We start from the raw sequence: 21516 nt of genomic DNA on the forward strand, positions 1-21516 counted from the left end.
ATTGACTGCAAAGTGGCAAATTTTGCCGGAAAAGCCAGTCCATTGATCAATTATATGGCTTTATGGTTTCAGGCCACCCGGCTGGGGGGCTGGTGCTGTTTGCTGCGTGGCAGCCTTCAGGCGAATAATTTCCTCGGCCTGGCTACTGGCTTTAAAGTAATAATACAGGCCCAGTATTAGGAATATTTTCGACAGAATGAAAACGGCAATGAACGCAGGACGCCAGTATTTATGAACGCGAATATGCGTATCGTCGACCTCGACGTTTACATATGACTGCTCATTCGGACGGAATTCGGTCGATTTTTGATGGGTTTGCGTATGGGGAGCCTCTTCCCACTTTTTAATTTCTGTTTCGCTGATGCGTAGCGCAACGGCCTCCCGGATGCTGGGCGGAGGGGGCACCGCATGACGAAGGAAGAATTCTTCCATATCCGCTTCGAGTTCGTTCAGCTCGGCCAGCACGTCTGCATCCGTAGCCAGAAGTTGCTCAACTTCTTCCTTCTCTTTCTCTGTCGTTAAGTCTAACAGATACGCTTCCAGAATACCGTCTTTTAAATAGTTGTAGGTCTTCAAGGTGGTTGTGCTATTAAGACGAGCGGAGATGTTTGAAATATGTGTAAATAGACTTTAAGACATTCGTTCGAGACAACTGCAGCTTTTCGGCGATGGCTTCAAGTGAATATCCCTGGCAAAACGATAAATCGAAAACGATGTTTTCTACGTTATCGTTCGTATCAAAATGACCGTTTACATCGGAATCTGACAAAGTTAATGAAGAAACGGGAGCAACACATTTAGCGGCAAGTGCTTTTGCTCTGGCCAGACGAATGATCTCACCTGCCGTATGGGTCGGAATTTCAGCACAGGCCAGTAACTGGGGCGATGAAAACAAGTCGATTAATACCGCCTGCGCACGTTCGGGTTCTGGAATAATCCGTAAAATGACACCGTACGCCATTGAGCCGTACCGATCATACAACGTTAACTGGTCTGCATGTCTTATAACTTCCTGAGAAGTTTGTCTCTTTTCTGCCTGTTTCATTCCACTCCCACCCTAAAATTAACACAATAGGACGACTAATTAGTATCGATAGTCATCTTTGCTAAGATTATACCTTTAAGTTTATATATGGGTCAATACGTTAATAAACGAATGTTATATGACGGAAAATTTATTTAAACATCTGGAATTTTGTGTTGAAATCAAAAGAAACGTTAACATATATTAATAAATCGGCCTATTTAGCCTCCTATAAGGCATACATATTAATAGACTATAAATAAGATTGGATAAGGTCACTGACTGTATTGAGACCGAATACTTTGGGTGAGTAACTGATAAATTTCGGCTAGTTTTGGCTGATTGCTCAGGTAGGTCAAATGAGTCTCGATGGTTGTCAGATCACCCCGGCGGGCCGGACCCGTCTGCACAGCAGTGGGGTTTGGAGCCGCCAGCCCTTTCCGAAAGGTTTCGGCAATAATAGGTCGCAGCAAGTCGAATTCCAGTCCATCCCGAACCGTCAGATCATGCGCAATGGTAAGCAGGTGGTTGGTGAAATTACAGGCAAAAACAGCGGCAACGTGTAAGGTACGACGTTCTTCGGAGGTGATAATGTAAACGGTATCGCTCATTGCTTGTCCCAGTTGAACCAAGGTATCTTCGGTTGTGCTGTCAGTGGCTTCGATACAAAGCGGAATCTCATCGAAGAGCATGAACGACTGCCCTTTGGTAAAGGTCTGAAGCGGATAAAAAACGCCCGTTCGAACGGGGACATCGCTGTAAATAGCCATCCAGTTTTCCAGCGACTCCAGCGAGCGCGCACCTGACGTGTGCACAACGAGGGCGTTTTCAGGTAACACCAACTGGGAGCAAACGCTTTCGAGGGCATCGTCGGGGATGGCCAGCACGAACAGCTGCGACGGACTATCGGCGAAATTCAGTTCGGAGTGGGTATGAGCATCGTAAAGATTGCTGACCAGTTGCCGGGCGTGCTTGAGCTGGTGACTATATACCTCGTTGATATGATGGCCAGCATTTTCGAGCGCTGGAGCAAGGTGCCAGGCCAGATTGCCAGCGCCAATAAACGAAATTTCCATGCTCAAGTATAGACTATTTTACTTGAATCAAAGGTGTCTTTGTGGTATTGTCTATCCAAAGCAATTTGTCTACCAGGCTTTTTACCGATAGTATTACCTAATTAGGTACGTCATTTGTCAACCATTTGGCTAGTCAGCCAGTTACTTATTTTAATTAATCCTACTTAGCTATTAGATTAAGAAGCATAAATAGACAAGTCTCGCCTTCATCCCTATGGAAATTCTGGTCCTGATCGTATACGCAATGGCTTTACTTCTGCTATTCGTATATAACTGTGGTCAACTAAGTCTGATAGTCAAATATTTACGTTCGGAGAAACAGCGTCAGACACTCGCTCAGTCAGCTACACCCCTTTCGCCAGACCAATTACCTGTAGTAACGATTCAGTTGCCGGTTTATAATGAACTGTATGTCGTGGAGCGACTTATCGATGCCGTCGTGCAGTTACACTATCCGAAGGATAAGCTCGACATACAATTGCTGGACGATTCGACCGATGAGACCGTCGCCATTATTGCCCGGAAAATAGCGGACTACAAACGGCAGGGCTTTGCCATCGAACACATTCGTCGACCCGAACGCAACGGCTTCAAAGCCGGGGCGCTGGCCTATGGCTTGACGATTGCCAAAGGGGAACTGCTCGCTATTTTCGACGCCGACTTTGTGCCCGATCCGGAGTTTCTATTGAAGACCGTTCCGCACTTCGCTGACCCGAAGGTAGCGATTGTGCAAACGCGTTGGGAACACTTAAATGAAGACTTCTCGCTGATAACTCAATTGCAGGCCTTTGGCCTCAACGCGCACTTTACGGTCGAGCAGAGTGGCCGGTATGCGGCCGGACTATTGGCCAATTTTAACGGAACGGGGGGCGTCTGGCGAAAAGCGGCCATCGTTGACGCGGGTGGCTGGCAAAGTGATACCCTCACCGAAGACCTAGACTTAAGCTACCGGGCTCAGTTGCGGGGCTGGAAGTTTGTTTACCGGGAAGACGTTGGTTCCCCCGCCGAATTACCCGTAGCCATGAACGCGCTTAAGTCGCAGCAATATCGCTGGATGAAAGGGGCGGCCGAATGCGCCCGTAAGCTTTTTGTGAACGTCCTCAAATCGCCGGATGTATCCTTCTCGATGAAACTACACGCGTTCTTTCATTTGTTCAGTAGCGCTACCTTTATTCTGGTGCTGTTGCTGGGCGTAATGAGTGTACCCCTGATTTATATCCGCAGCCAGCATCCCGAGTGGGAGTGGGTGTTTGTGGTCATCAACTTATTTCAGTTTAATTTATTAATTCTCATCACGTTTTACGGAATTCCCGTCTGGTTTTTAAAGGGAGCGAATAAAAGTAGACTGGCCTGGTACTTTCCGATGTATTCGTCGCTCATGATGGGCTTGTCGCTGCATAATACGATTGCCGTTATTGAAGGGTACATGGGCCGAAAAACGCCTTTTGTGCGGACGCCAAAATTTAATGTCAAAACAGCGACCGATAGTTGGGCGGCTAACAAATACATCAGTCGCCGGATTAGCTGGCTAACGGTGGTGGAAGGCTTGTTGGCCTTATATTTTTTAGGTGGATTGGCGCTGGCTATTTATATCCACGACTACCGCATGTTTTTTCTTCACATCATGCTCATGGTTGGCTTTGGTATGGTCACCATCTATTCACTGATTCAGGCTGTAAATCGTTCGGCATCAGTGCCCGTTTAAGCCATCTTCGGCATAGGGAGCTCATTCAGATTAAGTAAGGGTAACGAATTATTGGCAGATTCTGGCTTGGTAATTGTAGGGGTTCTGGCATAAACAGGCGCATCATCGGGACTGAAAATTCTGAAACGATGCGTTGCCGGTTCGTATGGCATCCGCTTAATTCCTACTTTTGTTTATTGTTTATGCTGAATCTTAACAAAACGGCTAGCTAAAAAATCTTTCTAGCAACAGACGATTGCCCCGTTTCTGGCCGTTTGATAGAAGAACGTGCCATTCGCTACTAATTCTGAACCTTATAGTGTCTTCAATGGTGAACCCCTACTTTGTTCACAGTTCTGTCGTTAGCCACCTCGTTCCTACTGTTAGCCGACTCCTGTTTATACCAAACGGATGGTTGATGCTGGGATGCTGGCTGCTTATTGGGCTGGGCGTAAGTGTAGGGCAGGGCCAACCCGCTCCGACACCCGCCCGACGTGGTGCTGCTGCCCGACGACAGCAGGCTGTGACCGATTCGGCTCGTGCCGACGCGCGTCGCCGGGCAATCATGCGGGCCGATTCGGCGAAGCAAGCCATCCAGGATCGTAATGACAGCATTCGTGCCTTGCGAAGTGCCAACCGACGGCCAACGGTTAACTGGCCTGACCGACGCGCCACGCGTTTTTCGGAACGATCATCCAAATCACCCTTTATTCTTCGCGATCCGAAAGGTGTATCGACCGATTTTCGGCTCGGTCCAGATGGGGGCATTGCCGTAACGGAGCGCGTTCGTACGGGGGTGTCGTTGTCGGGAGCACCCATGAGCAACACGGCCACCTCTGCCGCGCCTGTATCGGGCACGAACGGCGCAGGCATAACGGCTACCAGCCCACCCGTTTCCATTCTGCCACCCTCGCAGTTTGGCCTACCATACCGACCCGCCGAAACGATTCCCTTTTCGACCTACAACCAGCTGCAAAACCAGCGCGTCGAACAGAATATCTGGCGAGAGTATAGCGCCAAGCGTGATGGGCAGAGTGCCCTGAGTGGGCGGGGACTGTCTCCTAAACTCGAATTGCCGCCTGTTATTGACCGGCTTTTTGGAGGTAGTCAGGTTGATTTTAAACCCAATGGTTTCGTAACGCTTGACTTTGGGTATCTCTATCAATTTATTGACAATCCGGTGCTTCCCGTGCGGCAACGTCGTAATGGCAACTTTCTGTTCAACGAGCAGATCAATATCAACTTCAATGGTAAGATTGGCGAAAAGCTGGGCGTACTGGCTAATTTCGATACAAAGGCTAGCTTTAACTTTGAGAATGCGCTCAAGCTCAATTACAAACCGGGCGGTGGGTTGCCCGCTTTTGGCACGGGTCAGGGCTTGCCGGGTATGCCTAATCTGCCAAGTGTCCCTAATTTGCCAGGTACACCGAATTTGCCAGGTATGCCGGGCATGAATGGTTCGACGCCCACGTTTACTCCTCAGAACGAGAGTATCCTGCAAGGGCTCGAAGTAGGTAACATCAACTGGGCCGTCAACAGCCAGTTGATTCCGGGTGTACAAAACCTGTTTGGCATAAAAACCCAGTTGCGGTTTGGTAAACTGAACGCCACGCTGGTTGCCTCCCAGCAGCGGTCGCGCAAGAACGAGATTGTACTGCGGGGTGGCACCTCCAACCGACCATATGAAATCCGGGCCGATCAATACGACGAAAACCGGCATTTCTTCCTGTCGCAGTTTTTCCGGGCCAACTACGAAGCCTCGCTGAAAACGCTGCCGCAGGTAACATCGGGGGTGAACGTGACCCGCGTGGAAGTGTATGTAACGAACCGGACCAACACGACCGAGTCACTCCGCAATATTGTTGGTTTCCAGGATTTAGGAGAAGGAAATCCTTACAGTCAGACGAATCCGAACCTGCCGCCATTTTCCCGGAATAACCGAACCCCATCGGATAATGCAGCCAATAGTCTGTACAATAGATTGACCGCTGATGCCGCCAATCCACTCCGGCAGGTGGATCAGACAAATGACATACTCACCAGCCGGTATCAGCTGGCCAAAGGTACCGATTATGACCTGCTTCGGGGCGCTAAACGCCTGACCGATCGGGAGTATAAACTCCAGCCCGAACTGGGTTATATCTCGCTGGTAACGCCCCTGCGAAACGATGAAATTCTGGCGGTCGCCTATGAATATACTTACCAGGGCCGACGCTATAAAGTAGGTGAGTTAACAGAGGATTATCAGGCCCGGCAGCCAAATGAGGTGCTGGTGTTGAAGCTGCTGAAGTCGGCAACCCTGCGCAACAACCTGCAATTGCCGATGTGGAATTTGATGATGAAAAACATCTATTCCCTTCCTACGGCGCAAATTACCCGGCAAGGATTTCAGTTGCGGATCATCTACAAAGATGACGTAACGGGTATCGACAACCCCAATCTGCAGGAAGGAGCCATCCAGAATATACCGTTGGTACAGGTGTTCGGTATGGACCGACTCAACCAGCAACTGGACGCCCAACCCGATGGTAACTTCGACTATGTGGAGAACATTACCATCGATAGTCGGTATGGGAAGATCATTTTTCCGACCTTGGAACCCTTTGGCGCCTACCTGGCCACTAAACTTGGGAACGACCCATCATTGCGGGCCAAGTACGTTTTTGATCAGCTTTACCGCACCACGCAGACAGATGCCCAGCAGATTTCCGAGAAAAACAAGTTTTTCCTGAAAGGGTCCTTTCAGTCGGGCAATGGAGCTGAGGTACAGCTCCCATTCGGTGTTAATGAGCAGTCGATCACCGTTACGGCGGGTGGCGTGCCGCTGATGGCTGGCCAGGATTATGTTTTTGAAGCACAAACAGGCCGGTTGCGAATTATTAACGAGAGCGTTACCAACTCTGGCCGGGAGATTCGTATAGGCTACGAACAGCCGGATTTGTTTCAGAACCAGATCAGAACGCTGATCGGTACGCGTCTGGATTATGCTATTAACCGGGATATAAGCATTGGCCTGACGGCTATGCACATGAAAGAAACGCCCGCTGGTTTCCTGACGCGCGTGGCGTTGGGGAACGAGCCGGTCAACAATACCATTCTTGGCCTGAATACCACCATCCGAAAGGATTCGCCGGGGTTGACGCGTTTGCTGGATGCGTTGCCGGGTGTACAGACCAAAGAGCTGTCGACGATCCAGCTAACGGCCGAAGTTGCCCAGCTATTTCCCGGCACCAACCAAAAGGCACGGAACGAAAGCTATCTGGACGATTTTGAGGCTGCCCGTACTATTTATGACCTGACCCGGCAACCAACGCGCTGGCGGTTAGGAGCCACTCCGCAACAATTCCCACAGGGGACATTTGCCGATCCGTTGCCGTTTGCCTACAACCGGGCCCGGATTTCGGTCTATACCGTAGACCCCAGTATTTTCGGCTCAACGGGTACGCTGGGTGTCACATCGAATATCGACCTGGACGACGTGAATGCGCACGTATATGAGCGGCCATTTTTACCGCAGGATTTGTTTCCGGGGCGGTCAGCCAGGGTTGTGCAGTTGCCTGAAAGTATTCTGGACGTAGCTTACTTCCCGAGCGAACGGGGGATGTACAACTACAACACGAATCTGGATGCTAACGGAAACCTACCTAACCCAAGACAGAATTTTGGCGCTGTAACGCGGGCGATTGCGTCGGATATTGATTTCGATAATGCCAATATCGAGAACGTTACGTTCTGGCTCATGGACCCCTTTGTACCAGGGTCAGCCGGTGTTGTTCGGGGTAGTAATGACGACAGCAAGAACACAAACAATACCACGGGGGGGAAACTGGTTTTCAACCTCGGGGATATTTCGGAGGACGTTATAAAAGACGGCCGCTATGAGTTTGAAAACGGGTTTCCTGCCAGTGCCGATAACACAGACTTACGCGTGGGTACGGTTCAAACCACCACCTGGGGAAAGGCCCCTACGCAGCAGTTTGTGACCAATGCGTTCCAGAGCGGGGTTCGTGACCGGCAGGATATTGGTTTGGACGGACTCAGTAGCCAGCCAACGATTCCAACAGGTGTTACGTCTGAACAGGAATTTTTTCAAAATTACCTGCGGGCTATTCAAACACGAGTGACTAACCCACAGGCGCTGGCCGACATTCAGCAGGACCCCTCGGGTGATGATTTTAAGTTCTATCTGGGCGAAGAAGCCGACCAGCAGAAATACCTTGTGGCGCGCTACAAGCGGTTTATGGGTATGGAAAACAATTCGCCCGAAAATACCAGCACCAATCAGTTCCTGACCCCGGCTTCCTCTACGCTGCCCGATATTGAAGATCTGAACATCGACAATACGATCAACGACAACGAGGCTTATTATGAATATGAGCTGGACTTACGGCCTGGAAGACTGGAAGTTGGAACGAATAAATACATCGTCGACAAAGTGTCTGTGCCGACCAAAGGCGCACCGGGTGGCGTGGTCAACTGGTATCAGTTCCGGATTCCGATTCGCGAACCGCTGCGGAAAGTCGGCAGCATCAACGGGTTTAAATCCATGCGCTTTATGCGGATGTACCTGACCGACTTTGCTGAACCAGTCGTGCTCCGGTTTGCGGAATTGCAAATGGAAGCCAACCAGTACCGTAAGTACACCGGCGACCTGACGCAACGCGGTTTGCAGGAAGTGCCCGAACCCTACGACGCTAATTTTACGGTTTCTACGGTCAACGTGGAGGAGAACAGCAGCACGCAGACCTCGACCGTTGGGGGCGCTAAATACATTTATTCGGTACCACCGAATTACCAGCGTGACCGGGATTATACCCAGCCAAACGTAGTTGAACTTAATGAGCAGTCGATGCGGCTGAGCGTGACCAACCTGCGTGATGGCGATTCGCGTGGCGCGTTCAAGAATACCAACTTCAACCTGTTGTTCCGGGAGCGTATCAGAATGTTCGTGCACATGCACAACCCCGATAACGAAAGCATGCCGGGTGTATCGACGTTTGTGCGGATTGGTACGGATTACACGGATAACTACTACGAAATCGAAATTCCGAATCTGATCGCTTCGCCCCCTAATAATTCTGATCCTGAAACGGTGTGGCCTGCAGGCAATCAACTGGATCTGGCACTGGAGGAATTGATTAACCTGAAAGCCAACCGAAACCGGCTGCTCACCCGCCGAACATCGCTGCCCTATTCGGAGCAGTCGGCAGACCAGCATTATATACTCACCGTGGTGGGTAACCCTGATCTGAGTTCGGTGCAGTCGGTTATGATTGGCGTTCGGAACCCAAAAATCGCTGGGGATGGCGAACGGCCCAGATCATTTACCGTTTGGGTCGATGAGTTCCGGGCCTATGGCTACGACCAGCATTCGGGCATGGCGGCTATTGGTGCGTTGAATATGAAACTGGCCGATATTGGTACGCTGACCGCTTCGGGCCGAATTACGACCTTTGGCTTCGGGGGCGTACAGACACGCATTGGCGACCGAGCCCTCGAAACCACCTCCGAATTCGGGTTTTCGTCGGCACTGTCCATTGACAAATTTCTGCCAGCCAGCTGGGGCCTTCGCATTCCGTTATATGTCAGCTATGACCACCGCAATGTAAACCCACATTTTGACCCGCTCGATCCCGACACGCCCTTGCAAACGTCGCTATCGACCAAACCCGAAAATGAGCGGGACAGCTATCGTCAGTTGGTGCAGGACAATACGACGCGCCGGGGGTATAACTTCTCGAACGTTCGGAAAGTAAAGACCAACCCGAATGCCAAGTCACACTTCTGGGACTTTGAGAATTTTGCGTTTACCTATGCCTTCAACGACGCCAAACGGACCAATATCCTTACGCAGGAGTATCTCCAGCAACAGCACCGGGGCGGCATTGCGTATACCTTCAGCGGTCAGCCTAAGGCTTTTGAACCCTTCCGGAATGTTGCCTCGTTTGAAGCTCCGTACCTACGCTGGCTCAAGGATTTTAACCTGACATTGTTGCCCACACTGGTGTCTATCCGAACAGATATGGACCGGAGTTTTATCAAAACACAACTCCGCTCGTCGGACCTGACGACCAATGGTATTGTGCCGCAGTACGAGAAGTATTTTCTGTTCAATCGCTATTACGACCTTACCTGGAATCTGACGCGTAGTCTGGTGCTGACCTATCATGCACAGGCCAATGCCATCATCGACGAACCCGCAGGTGACATCAACACCCAGGCGAAACGGGACTCGATCATCAACAGCATTAAGCACCTGGGCCGGATGAAAAACTTCGTGCAGGACATCCGAGCCACGTACCGGCTGCCGCTGGACAAGATTCCGCTCCTCGACTGGATTGCGGCCGATGCGGTGTATGGTGTGGGGTATCAGTTTCAGGCCAATTCGTTTGGCGTTACTGATTCGCTGGGTGTGCCTTTTGGTAATATCCTGCGAAACAACCGTGAACGGGGCATTACAGGACGCGTTGACCTGATTCGCTTGTATAATAAAATCCGGTACCTGCGTTTTGCCAATACACCCTCGCCTGTTCGCAAGAACTTCGCCCGGAACCCCGGCGATATCGAGGACATTGTTCGGGGGGAAAGCAAGGTGTTGAAAAACTTCACGCGGGCACTGCTCACCGTACGGGGCATCAATTTCTCCTATGTCTTGCAGGAATCAACGATCCTGCCCGGCTTTCTGCCAACGCCTAAACTGTTTGGGTTAAGCTCCGATAATGCCCCCGGACTGGGGTTTGTGTTAGGGAGTCAGGATCATAACATCGCCTACAAAGCCGCGGACAAAGGTTGGCTGTCGCCGAGTACCGTCCTGAATACGGCCTTTCAGCAAAACATCACCAAAAAGTTCACCGCTAGTACGACCCTGGAGCCCTTCAAGGATTTCAGAATGCAGATCAACTGGCGACTGGACCGGACGGATGCGTACCAGGAATATTATCGGCCCGGCTCGCAGGGTGGCCCGTTCGAGACGTTTTCTGCCGTACGCAATGGGCAATTCAGTATGTCGTTCTGGTCGTTCCGAACCGCGTTTATTGGCTTGCGGGGTGACAACACATCGCCCATTTTCGATAAATTCGAAAGCTATCGCCAGTACTTTATCGATAAGCTGACGGCTGCCAATCCGGAGAAGACGGGACGCTATGACAAAACATCGCAGGATGTTTTGATACCCGCCTTTTTTGCCGCCTATAGCGGGCAACCGGTCGAGAAAGCGCAGTTATCGCCTTTTTACAACTTCCCCCTCCCGAACTGGCAAATTGCGTACAACGGCTTGTCGGGGTTAGGGTTCATTCGGAAGAAGTTTAGTGCGTTTACCATCAACCATAGTTACTCATCGACGTATAGCGTTGGTAATTTTATTTCCAATCTGGATTACGGCGCTGCCTACGTCAATCTGGCCGTACAAGGTTACCCAATGGCGGCCTCCATTAACCAGATAGGCCAATATGTCCCCGTTTTTGCGATGAGTACCATTACGATGTCGGAGAAGTTTGCGCCGATGCTCGGGGTACAGTTCCAGACGAAAAACCGGATCAGCGGGCGGTTGGAGTACAACCAGAGCCGTGATATTGCGCTGAGTCTATCGAACTCGCAGGTGGCTGAACTGAGCAACAAAGACTTGACGGCTTCGATCGGGTTTACCCGGCAGAATATGCGTATTCCGTTCAAGATAAACGGCGCTTACAAAAAGCTGAAAAATGACCTGACGTTCTCCTGTAACCTGACATTACGCGACACACGGGCTATTCAGCGGAAGCTCGACGCTGAGCAGATCATTACGGCGGGTAACGTGAACTTTCAGTTGCGCCCACAAGTGAGCTACATTGTCAGCCGTCGTCTGAACTTCAATTTCTATTTCGATCGGACCTTCAACGATCCGCTTGTGTCAAATTCATTCCGTCGGGCTACAACCTCAGGTGGTGTTCAGGTGAAGTTCAATCTGGCGGAGTAGTGTAGCTGGCTAATTGAGCCGTCTACTAACAATCCCGTTCGTTTACCGGTTGATTCATTACATACTAACCAACATACCATGAACTATAAATCGCTTGGCAATACGGGTGTATTAGTTTCCGAAATATGCCTCGGTACAATGACGTTTGGCGGCAATGGCTACTGGAAAGCCATGGGGGAACTCCAGCAAAACGCTGTCAATGACATTGTAAAAACCGCGCTCGATAATGGCATCAACTTTATTGATACGGCCAATGTCTACTCATTTGGGGAGTCGGAACGCCTGCTGGGGCAGTCCATCAAATCATTGGGATTGTCGCGTGATGAACTCGTAATTGCGACTAAAGTGCGGGGCCGGATGGGCGAGGGTAAAAATCAGGTTGGATTGGGCCGTCTGCAAATCATGCAACAACTGGAAGGCAGCCTCAAGCGCCTGCAGGTCGACCATGTGGACCTGTATCAGATTCACGGATTTGACCCGATAACGCCCCTGGAAGAAACCATGCGAGGGCTGGAAGATGTCGTGCGAAGCGGAAAAGTGCGCTATATTGGCTGCTCAAACCTTGCGGCCTGGCAGGTCATGAAAGCCAATGGCATCGCGGATAAATACGGTTGGTCGAAATTTATTTCCACGCAGAACTACTACTCCATTGCGGGTCGGGACCTCGAAAATGAGATCGTGCCGATGGTGCTGGATCAGCAGATGGCTATTCTGCCCTGGAGTCCGCTGGCGGGTGGTTTTCTGTCCGGTAAATATACCCGCGATAACAAGCCCGAAGGCGACTCGCGCCGGTTAGGCTTCGATTTTCCGCCCGTTAACCAGGAGCGTGCTTACGATATCATCGACGCCATGAAGCCCATTGCCGATGCGCATGGGGTTTCGGTAGCGCGCATTGCGCTGGCCTGGGTGCTGGCCAAGCCGGGGGTGACCAGCGTGATTATTGGCGCTAAAAATACAGACCAGCTTCTGGACAATATCAAAGCCGTTGATGTCAGCCTGACGACCGAGCAACTCGATCAACTGGATGCGATCAGTGCCACGCCCATGCCTTACCCGCAATGGATGATTCAGCGGCAGGGTGGCGACCGGTTAGGCGTTGCTAATTTTTCGCCGAACCAGTCGACGGTAGCCGCCAAGTAAAGCTGTAAACGGAGAAAACCCGATGGGGTGCGGATGTGAAGCCAAATCCGGCTTGCAAATCCGGCCCCATCTACCGTATTTTGTGGGTATAAATCAATTCCCCTACAATGACTTTTCCTGCAGAACTAAGCTATACGGAAGATCACGAATGGATTCGGATCGAAGCTGACGGTACCGCCGTGGTTGGAATTACTGAATTTGCCCAAAACGAATTAGGCGATATTATCTTCATCGACGTAGCTACCGTTGGTCAATCGCTGGCCAAAGGTGATGTATTTGGCGCGGTTGAAGCCGTCAAAACCGTATCAGATTTGTTTTTGCCAATTGAAGGTGAAATTCTTGAACTGAATCCGGCCATCGAAAAATCACCCGAATTGCTTAACAGCGATCCGTATGGCGAGGGCTGGATCATCCGCCTGAAACCCGCTGATGCATCGCAACAGGATGGCCTGCTAACCGCCGACGCCTATGCGGAGTTAGTGGGTGCCTGATTCGACGTACTTGATACCAGAAGGCTCCGTAAGGGGCCTTTTTTTTAAACCATCTTTTTACTTCGGTCCCTTCACTTGAAAAAAGAGGAGGGCAGTTCCTCATGCAACTCCTGATTCGTTCTGCCCATATTATTGATGCTGCTTCACCGTTCGATGGACAGGTGCGTGATATTCTGGTCGACAATGGTCTGATTCGTCAAATTGGTGACGGTATTTCTGCCGATGCTACCGTCCGGGTGATCGAAGCGGATAATCTGCATGTTTCCTTGGGTTGGGTCGATATACGTGTGTCGACGCAGGACCCCGGTTACGAACACAAGGAAGACCTGACAAGCGTGTGCCGGGCTGCGGCCGCCGGAGGATTCACTGATATTGCCGTTTTGCCCAATACAGAACCCGTTATCGACGCCAAAGGAATCCTGGGCTATGTTCAGCGCCTGGCCGAAGGCCAGCCCGTTAGTATTCACGTCATTGCCGCCGTGACCAAAAAAGCGGCCGGGGAAGATTTTACGGAGATGCTCGACCTGCATAACGGTGGGGCCGTGGCGTTTTCGGACGGGAATCATCCGCTCCAAAACCCGGATCTGTTACTCAAAACGCTCCAGTATCTGCAACCCATCAATGGCTTGCTCATGAACCGCCCGGAAGAAATGCATTTGACCAAGTTTGGCCAGATGCATGAAGGCATTCAGAGTACATTGCTTGGATTGAAGGGAATTCCCGCTTTAGCCGAGGAGTTGATGCTTGAGCGTGACTTGCGCTTGCTGGATTATGTAACGAGTGAGGGCCAGTCTGACAGGAACTCAGGAACATCCCCGATAAACACAGTACCTCCGGCTTTGCATTTCTCAACAATTTCAACGGCTCGTTCGGTCGACTTGATTCGGCGGGCAAAGGCGCAGGGAAAGCCCGTTAGTTGCGACGTGGCAGCTCACCAGCTTGTTTTCGATGATTCGGCCCTGGCGAGCTTCGACACGAACCTGAAAGTTAATCCGCCCTTTCGGTCTCCCGACGACGTAGCGGCTCTGTGGGCGGGTCTGGCCGACGGCACCATCGATGCCATTGTATCGGATCATACGCCACAGGATGCCGAAAGCAAAAACCTGGAGTTCGATCAGGCGGAGTTTGGGGTGACGGGGCTCGAAACGGTTTTCGCCAGCACCATTACCCATAACCGAGCGCTGTCTTTATCGCAGCTGATCGACAAACTGGCAACCCGGCCCCGGCATATCCTGCGCCTTCCCGTCCTAAGCATTGCTGAAGGACAGCCCGCCAGCCTGACGCTGTTCGATCCCACCGGTATCTGGACGTACGACCGGCCACAGTCTAAATCAAAAAACTCACCGTTTCTGGGCCAAACGCTCACGGGCCGCGTTATTGGCACGGTGCATCGAGGCCAATTTACTCCTACCGTATGAACAGTATTCGCGCTTATTTTTCGCATCCGTTGCTGAAAATTCCCCTGCTCTCCGGGTTGGCTACGGGTGTTCTCTGCTTTTTGTACTTTCTTGGTTTATACGCCGTTGGCGTACCGGCTCTGGGTAATATCCGGGTGCTCGATTACGGCATTCACATCATCACGATACTCGCCACCATCTGGTATTACCGGAAGTATGTCGGGCATGGGCAACTGCATTTGTGGGAAGGGCTAACCATTGGCTATGTGCTCAATACAGTGGCAGCTTTAGTAACAGGATGGCTCATTTACCTGTTTGTTACGCAAGTTGATCCGGGTGTTTTTACCGAATACGTAACGAATTCGAAGAAACTTCTGCTGGAAGGCAAGAAGCAGATTACCGACCAGTTCGGCCCCGAAACGTTCGCTCAGCAGTGGAACAAGGTATCGACGATGGAACCTGGTGTTCTGCTTCCCGACGAATTGACCAAAAAAACAGCCCTGGCTGTACTGCCGGTACTCGTAATTTCGCTTATTTTTCGGAAGCAGGACTATAGCATCATGCAATAAGGTAACCGACTATGAATGACCAACCCTCTACTGCCCGTACGGCCCTGAAATGGGGCGCTATCCTTGGCCTTATTTTAATAGCCATTACGTTGGTGATGTACCTGACCGACCAGTCGACCAACCCGTTGTTCAGCGGGCTTACGCTCGGTGCCATGGTGGCGATGCTGATTCTGGCGATGCGGGAGTACCGAACGCTCAATGGCGGCTACATGAGTTATAGCGAAGGGTTGGGCATTGGCGCTCTTCTCTCTGCAGTGACAGGGCTCTTATCGTCTGCCTTTATCACCTTTTATAATGTGATCATCGACCCTACTATCCAGCAACGCGCTATGGAAAAAGCACGTGAAAAATTGGAAGCGCAGGGAAACATGTCCGATGAATCAATTGATCAGGCCATGGAATGGTCAGAAAAGCTTCAGTCACCTGGCTTTACCTTCATCGCAGGCCTTTTCGGAACGATAATAATGGGCTTTCTGCTGTCGCTAATTATTGCTGCCTTTATACGTCGCAATAAGGCAAATCCGTTTGAGTAAATAGTTTAACGGTATACCGACAACCGCAAACTGAATACGACAAACCATAACCCGTCCCTTCGTGCTGGCTATCTTCCGTAAAGAAATTAACCAATTTTTTTCGTCGCCCATCGCTTATATTATCATGGGCGTATTTCTGACGGCGGTCGGTTTATTACTCTGGGTTTTTCCGGATACGAGTCTGCTGGAAAACGGCTATGCCGACATGGGCACGTTCTTTAACCTAACACCCTATGTCATGTTGTTTCTGGTACCTGCCGTTACCATGCGTTCCATTGCCGATGAGGTGCGCTCGGGTACGCTCGAATGGTTGTTAACCAAACCGGTGAGTCGATGGGGCGTGGTAGGCGGAAAGTTTCTGGCAAGCTGGCTGCTTGTTATTCTGACGCTTTTGCCAACACTGTTGTACTATGTAACGTTATATCAGCTCGGTTCGCCCGTTGGTAATATCGACTCGGCTGGCGTATTCGGTTCTTACATTGGGCTGGTTTTATTAGGGGGCGTATTCGTGGCTATTGGGTTGTGGGCATCGTCACTCAATGACAATCAGGTTGTTGCTTTTGTATTGGGCGTATTTTTTTGCTTCTTGCTTTATGTGGGCCTCGGTGCGCTGGCGGGCCTGTCTGTCGCTGGCGGGTTGTCATACTACTTCTCTTTATTGGCACTCGATGAGCAGTACCGGGCGCTGGGCCGGGGCATTATCGACTCGCGGAACGTTATCTATTTGCTTAGTCTTATTCTTTTGTTTCTCTTTTTCACAGCCAATGGGCTGAAATCGACCAAATGAAACTAACTCCGACTCTATTCCGCTGGCTGGCCATTGTCTGGACAGTAATCATGCTGATTGGCTGCCTGACTCCTCATTCAGAATTACCGGATGAATTGGTGGACTGGAATGACAAAGCGCAACACATTGCCATATTCGCCTTATTTACGCTTCTGTGGCGACTGGCTGGACTCAAATTTACTCCGGTAGCCCTTACCGGCATCGTGTTCGGGGCGCTTATCGAAGTTCTGCAATACGTATTGCCAATTAACCGCAGCGCCGACTGGGCCGATCTTTTTGCCGACAGTATTGGTGTCGCTGTCGGTATACTCTTGGCTCCCCTTGCTCAAAAAGTAGTGGATAGTATTAGTCGTAAGTTAATCAGTGAATAAGCGGTAAATGGTCCGTGTGAAGTCCTGGGATAAGGCTTTTGTTGAGTTTTCGTTGTCCGGGAAAAATAAATTTTATTTTAACAGGCTATAATTCAATTCAAAACTTATAATTTCGTTAATACTCTAAAAGGTCCAGACAGTTTCTATTGTCGTCCAAAGCGAAATCGAAACTGTCTGGTCCTTTTTACTTATATACCCTTAACAATACTACGCATACATGAAGGTACTGAGCACCCTGCATGACCCCACTTTTACGGGTCGTGACTACAATCGGCTTGACCGATTCTTTCTCCAGTATATCAAAGACGAGCGTGATTTACCCTTCATCTACCTTACCCTACGCATTAGCCTGACCCTGATTCCCCTAAGCGTTCTGCTATTTATGCCCTTTCTGACGGGCTGGGCCTGGTGGGTGGTCGCTATCCTGCATTTCTGTTTTAGTACTTTCGGTGTAAAAGGTCCCTTTGGGCTCATGCTCCATTGCACAAGTCACCGGCAGTTCTTTAAAACGGAGTATAATTGGCTGAATTATTACCTGCCCTGGGTACTGGCTCCATTTTTTGGGCATACGCCTGAGACGTACTACAGCCACCATATCGGCATGCACCATCCCGAGAATAACCTTGAAGATGACGACAGCAGCACGATGACGTTCCAGCGCGACAGCTTTTGGAGTTTCATCGCCTATTTCAGTCGATTCTTTGTGATTGGGGTGCGAAATCTACTGACGTACCTGCGCCGGAAAAATCGACCCAAACTAGCGTGGCGTGCCATGACGGGGGAGCTTGTTTTTGCCGCTGTCTGCATTGGGCTCTGCTTTATCAGCTGGCCTGCCGTGATCGTTGTGTTTGTGTTTCCGCTGTTTGTTTATCGACTGATTGCTATGGTGGGCAACTGGACACAACACGCTTTTGTGGATGGTGAAGATCCCGGCAATGCCTACAAAAACAGCCTTACCTGCATCAATGTGAAGTATAACCGGAAGTGCTGGAATGATGGCTATCACATTAGCCATCACGTTCGGCCGGCGATGCACTGGACGGAGCATCCAACGTTTTTTCTGAAAACGATTGATAAGTACGCTCAGAATAAAGCCATTGTCTTCGATGGGATAGATTTCGGGCAGGTGTTTTTTTTGCTGATGGGCAAAAAATACGATGTACTGGCCCGACACATGGTTAACATCAATGGTGCCTTTGTTGATGATAACGATGCCATTGCCTTATTACGCCGACGGACACGACGCATCCAGGCCCCGGCAGGGCATAAGCCAGGCGTACCGGCCAAGTCCCGAATAGCTGTCGCCACTGCTTAGCAGATTAACCGAAAAATTGAGAACCGCCAACTGCACAGAAATCACTCACGTCTGTGCAGTTGGCGGTTCTTTGTTAACTATTGCCGCCGTCGATTCGCCGTTCAATGATCCGTTGGATATCGGCCGGTACATTCGACAGGAAATCGTAACCGGTGAGATTTTCCAGGTCGTCGACACTCGTTATGTAGGCACGCCAGGGTTTATCTGCTGCCGATTGGTTGTTCGGGATGTTAACGGCAATAAGTCGGGTGTTGGGCGAGATACGCGCGGCATCGTCGGAACCAGTTGGTAACACGACAATAATTTTCCATAAGGTAGACGGAACCGTTAGTTTTCCATTGGCGAGTGTGGTTGCATAGCCATTTTGACCGGTGCCGCCCGCGCCCCAGGTGCCGGCAATAACATATACCTCATTGCCGTTTGTTGTTAGTTGCCGTTCGTAGTCTTCTAAATTTTTCCAAACTTCCCGATTGTGTTTCGGCGCTTGTGGCACGATGTTGGTTAGGAGAAACGTGGCAGCATTTTCTTCGGGCGTAGCATCGCGGTCGTCGGATGGGCAAAGGTGCCCACGGTCGAAGCCGGTGTTGGTGTAATCCGATGGTTTGGCTGCATACCAGCCCGAAGGCAGCGTGGCATCCGGACGAAAGTCATTGGTTCGGCGGCTGTCACCTTTCCAGGCCGCACTGAGGTGCCAGCTAACCCAGTTGGCAATACCCCTACCTCGGTTGTACGACACTACATACCCTGACTTGACCATCAGGTAGTTGTTCGGGTTATCGACTGAAGCCGCACTGGGATTGCCCAGCGCCAGATTATCGTCGCGGGTAGGTTCGGTAGAGCCCGAAGCCGTTGGGCTGGTCGACTTGGGGATGCCGGAGGGTAAACAGCCGTTAAAAAGTACACCCAGACCGAGTGCTAAAACAATAGTTTTGAGTTGATTGAGGCCTTTCATTGATTTTGCTGACATTCTTGCGGAACTTTGACAGAGTATAAATGTAATGATTCTCCTCGCAGCCTATTATTGAAATTGAGTAAAGAATCGAACTGACCTAAAATAGACGATCTATCTGCTGTTATGTCTAAAAAAAAGCAATCAACAGGCGCTGAGAGTTCTCGCTCAGCCTCCGAAAGGCCAACGGCTGCTAAACCTGCGTTGACGACCGCAAACGGCCCTGGTCGGCCTGGTCCGTCCCGCCCGGCTGATTCAGCCCAGCGCCCCCCCGTGCGGCCTGTGGCTACCAAGTCTACCAGCGAGACGCCTGCCACCGACTTACCGATCAGCAAGCGTCCGGTAGAGTGGTGGCCTCCGCTGGTGCTGACATTGCTTGGTTTTGCGTTGTATATCAACACCTTTGGTCACCAGTATGCCCTCGACGATATTGCGGCAGTTGGCCAAAACTTGTTCGTGAAACGCGGGATCGCTGGTATTCCAGACCTGCTGCGCACCGAATTCTGGCACTTCAGTAATATTTCGCTGGGATACTACCGCCCATTATCGCTGATCACTTTCGCACTTGAACAGGAATATTTTAAGGACAACCCAAACATCAGCCACATGATCAACGCAGGCCTGTATGGCCTTACGGGTCTGGTCATTGGGGTGTTGCTTCAAAAATGGCTGGCTAACCAAACCATTACCGCCTTCCTGATCGGTTTGGTTTTTATGGCGCATCCCCTGCACACCGAAATTGTTGCCAACATCAAGGGCCGCGATGAAATCCTGAGTTTCCTGTTTATTTCCCTGATGCTGTTATCGTACTGGCGGTATCTGGAAACCAACCAGTGGGGCTGGATTGCGGGTGCCTGTGTATCGCTTTACCTGGCCTTCCTGTCTAAAGAATCGTCGATTGTCAGTCTGGCTCTGATTCCAGCTATGCAGTACTGGTTTGCCCGCCGGAATGTGTGGCAATCGCTGATTAGCCTTTGGCCGTTTTTGATCGTGGCGGCTCTGTTCTTCTACCAGAAACAGAAAATGATCGGCACCTTGAGCGGGACGCCACCCGTTGACTGGGCCAACTATCCGTATGCCATCGAGAAGACGCAGAAATCAACCATGTTCAAGTTTCTGGAGTACTACATCCGGTTGCTGATCTTGCCTCATCCACTCGTTTATGACTATTCGTACAATGTAATTCCGTCGGGTGGGAAAGGTGATTTGTTGACCTGGGCTGGCTTTTTTACCTTGCTGGGACTAATCTGGCTGGCTTGGAAAGGCTTTGTCAAGCGTACACTATGGGGCTTTGGCATCGTGTGGTTCTTTGTCACGATGGCACCTGGGCTGGGTTTTATCTGGATTCGGGGCGGTATTTTTGCCGAACGTTTTACTTACGCGGCCGTTATGGGTTTTGGCTTTGTGCTCATCTGGGCACTCCAGAAATTCTTGGTGCGTAAACCAGCGGAGCCGGCAGAAACCAGCCAGCCTGTGTTGGCCCGGTATGCTCCGTTGCTTGGCCTGATGGCTGTCGTAACGGGTTTGTACTCCTTCAAGACCGTGGAGCGCAACCGCGATTGGGAAAATAACTTTGTGCTCTTTAATTCAGCCTTGCCGTATGCGCCCAACAGTTGCCAAGTGCAGCGACACGTAGCCAACGAATGGATTGAGAAAGGGGTGAAAGACCGGGCGAAAGCCGATTCGATTGCCAACGCCACGAATGCGATTAAGCCCAAGCCAACACCCGAACAAATCAAGAAGGCGCAGGCGTTGATTGACACCAATATTGCCCATGCCAATAAGCATGGCCGTTGGGCGCTCGATCATTTGCAGGAGTCGACCCGAATTTACCCAAACTTCGGAGAAGCCTATTTCTCAATGGCGTATGTGTTCCAGAAAATCACGCCTAACGTCGATTCCGCTAAATATTATTACAAACAGACCATTCGGGCGGCCAATGCCTACGCGCCTGCCTATAATAACCTAGGAGTCATTTACCAGGGCGAAGGGCTTGCGCAAAACAACCGGCAGAAACTGCAACTGGCTTCGTATTACTACAATCGCTCGATGGTAGTCAATCCTGCCTACGTGGATGGGCAGAACAACCGGGCGAACCTGATGAAAGCAACGGGTATCGACATACAAGTTCTGCCCGATTCGATTATCAATAAGTACTAATGTAAGTTAGGCTATAACACATAACGGACCGATCGTCGTTACGATCGGTCCGTTATGTGTTATAGC

The 21516-nt window shown here is 50.6% G+C and carries 15 protein-coding genes; 11 read left to right on the forward strand and 4 right to left on the reverse strand.

From position 1 onward, the window contains the following. Nucleotides 1-60: 60 nt before the first annotated feature. The 3 genes from SD10_RS03540 to SD10_RS03550 all read right to left on the reverse strand — a co-directional run bounded on the left by SD10_RS03540 (nt 61) and on the right by SD10_RS03550 (nt 2100). Nucleotides 61-576, reverse strand: coding sequence for a hypothetical protein (locus SD10_RS03540; protein WP_046375710.1), 516 nt, complete (start codon nt 574-576; stop codon nt 61-63). Nucleotides 577-589: 13 nt separating this feature from the next. Continuing rightward, nucleotides 590-1045: a hypothetical protein gene (locus tag SD10_RS03545; RefSeq protein ID WP_046375711.1), complete on the reverse strand. Its 456-nt coding sequence runs from the start codon at nt 1043-1045 to the stop codon at nt 590-592. Between the two features lie 254 nt (nt 1046-1299). Then, entirely contained in the window at nt 1300-2100 is an 801-nt protein-coding gene (locus SD10_RS03550; protein WP_046375712.1) for a Rossmann-like and DUF2520 domain-containing protein, read from the reverse strand. Between the two features lie 214 nt (nt 2101-2314). On the opposite strand from SD10_RS03550, the gene SD10_RS03555 reads away from it, so the two are divergent. From SD10_RS03555 to SD10_RS03600, 10 genes are all read left to right on the forward strand, one after another. After that, nucleotides 2315-3805, forward strand: a complete 1491-nt coding sequence (locus SD10_RS03555; RefSeq protein ID WP_046375713.1) for a cellulose synthase family protein — start codon at nt 2315-2317, stop codon at nt 3803-3805. 307 nt (nt 3806-4112) lie between these two features. After that, nucleotides 4113-11738, forward strand: a complete 7626-nt coding sequence (sov, locus tag SD10_RS03560) for a T9SS outer membrane translocon Sov/SprA (protein WP_046375714.1) — start codon at nt 4113-4115, stop codon at nt 11736-11738. A gap of 78 nt (nt 11739-11816) precedes the next feature. Further along, a complete protein-coding gene (locus tag SD10_RS03565; RefSeq protein WP_046375715.1) occupies nt 11817-12878 on the forward strand; it encodes an aldo/keto reductase in 1062 nt (353 codons plus the stop codon). Nucleotides 12879-12985: 107 nt separating this feature from the next. Then, complete coding sequence (gene gcvH, locus SD10_RS03570) at nt 12986-13369, forward strand: glycine cleavage system protein GcvH (protein ID WP_046375716.1); 384 nt, start codon at nt 12986-12988, stop codon at nt 13367-13369. Between the two features lie 101 nt (nt 13370-13470). Next, complete coding sequence (locus SD10_RS03575; RefSeq protein WP_046375717.1) at nt 13471-14787, forward strand: dihydroorotase; 1317 nt, start codon at nt 13471-13473, stop codon at nt 14785-14787. Next, nucleotides 14784-15335 carry a DUF4199 domain-containing protein gene (locus SD10_RS03580; RefSeq protein WP_046375718.1) on the forward strand — a complete coding sequence of 184 codons (552 nt, stop codon included), beginning with the start codon at nt 14784-14786 and terminating at the stop codon, nt 15333-15335. Before SD10_RS03575 ends, SD10_RS03580 begins: the two co-directional genes overlap by 4 nt. An 11-nt stretch (nt 15336-15346) precedes the next feature. Continuing rightward, nucleotides 15347-15868 carry a DUF4199 domain-containing protein gene (locus SD10_RS03585; protein WP_046375719.1) on the forward strand — a complete coding sequence of 174 codons (522 nt, stop codon included), beginning with the start codon at nt 15347-15349 and terminating at the stop codon, nt 15866-15868. Between the two features lie 61 nt (nt 15869-15929). Then, a complete protein-coding gene (gldF, locus tag SD10_RS03590) occupies nt 15930-16655 on the forward strand; it encodes a gliding motility-associated ABC transporter permease subunit GldF (RefSeq protein WP_046375720.1) in 726 nt (241 codons plus the stop codon). Then, on the forward strand, nt 16652-17026 hold the full coding sequence (locus tag SD10_RS03595) for a VanZ family protein (protein WP_046375721.1): 375 nt from the start codon (nt 16652-16654) through the stop codon (nt 17024-17026). The genes gldF and SD10_RS03595 overlap by 4 nt, the downstream gene beginning before the upstream one ends. Nucleotides 17027-17243: 217 nt before the next feature. Next, complete coding sequence (locus tag SD10_RS03600; RefSeq protein WP_046375722.1) at nt 17244-18341, forward strand: fatty acid desaturase family protein; 1098 nt, start codon at nt 17244-17246, stop codon at nt 18339-18341. 73 nt (nt 18342-18414) lie between these two features. Here the strand turns inward: SD10_RS03600 and SD10_RS03605 are convergent, their stop codons facing one another. Further along, nucleotides 18415-19308: a DNA/RNA non-specific endonuclease gene (locus SD10_RS03605; protein ID WP_046375723.1), complete on the reverse strand. Its 894-nt coding sequence runs from the start codon at nt 19306-19308 to the stop codon at nt 18415-18417. A 108-nt stretch (nt 19309-19416) separates the two neighbouring features. Between SD10_RS03605 and SD10_RS03610 the strand changes: the two genes are divergently transcribed. Beyond that, nucleotides 19417-21450: a hypothetical protein gene (locus tag SD10_RS03610; protein WP_046375724.1), complete on the forward strand. Its 2034-nt coding sequence runs from the start codon at nt 19417-19419 to the stop codon at nt 21448-21450. Nucleotides 21451-21516: the final 66 nt, after the last annotated feature.

Source organism: Spirosoma radiotolerans (genome assembly GCF_000974425.1).
Lineage (GTDB): Bacteria > Bacteroidota > Bacteroidia > Cytophagales > Spirosomataceae > Spirosoma > Spirosoma radiotolerans.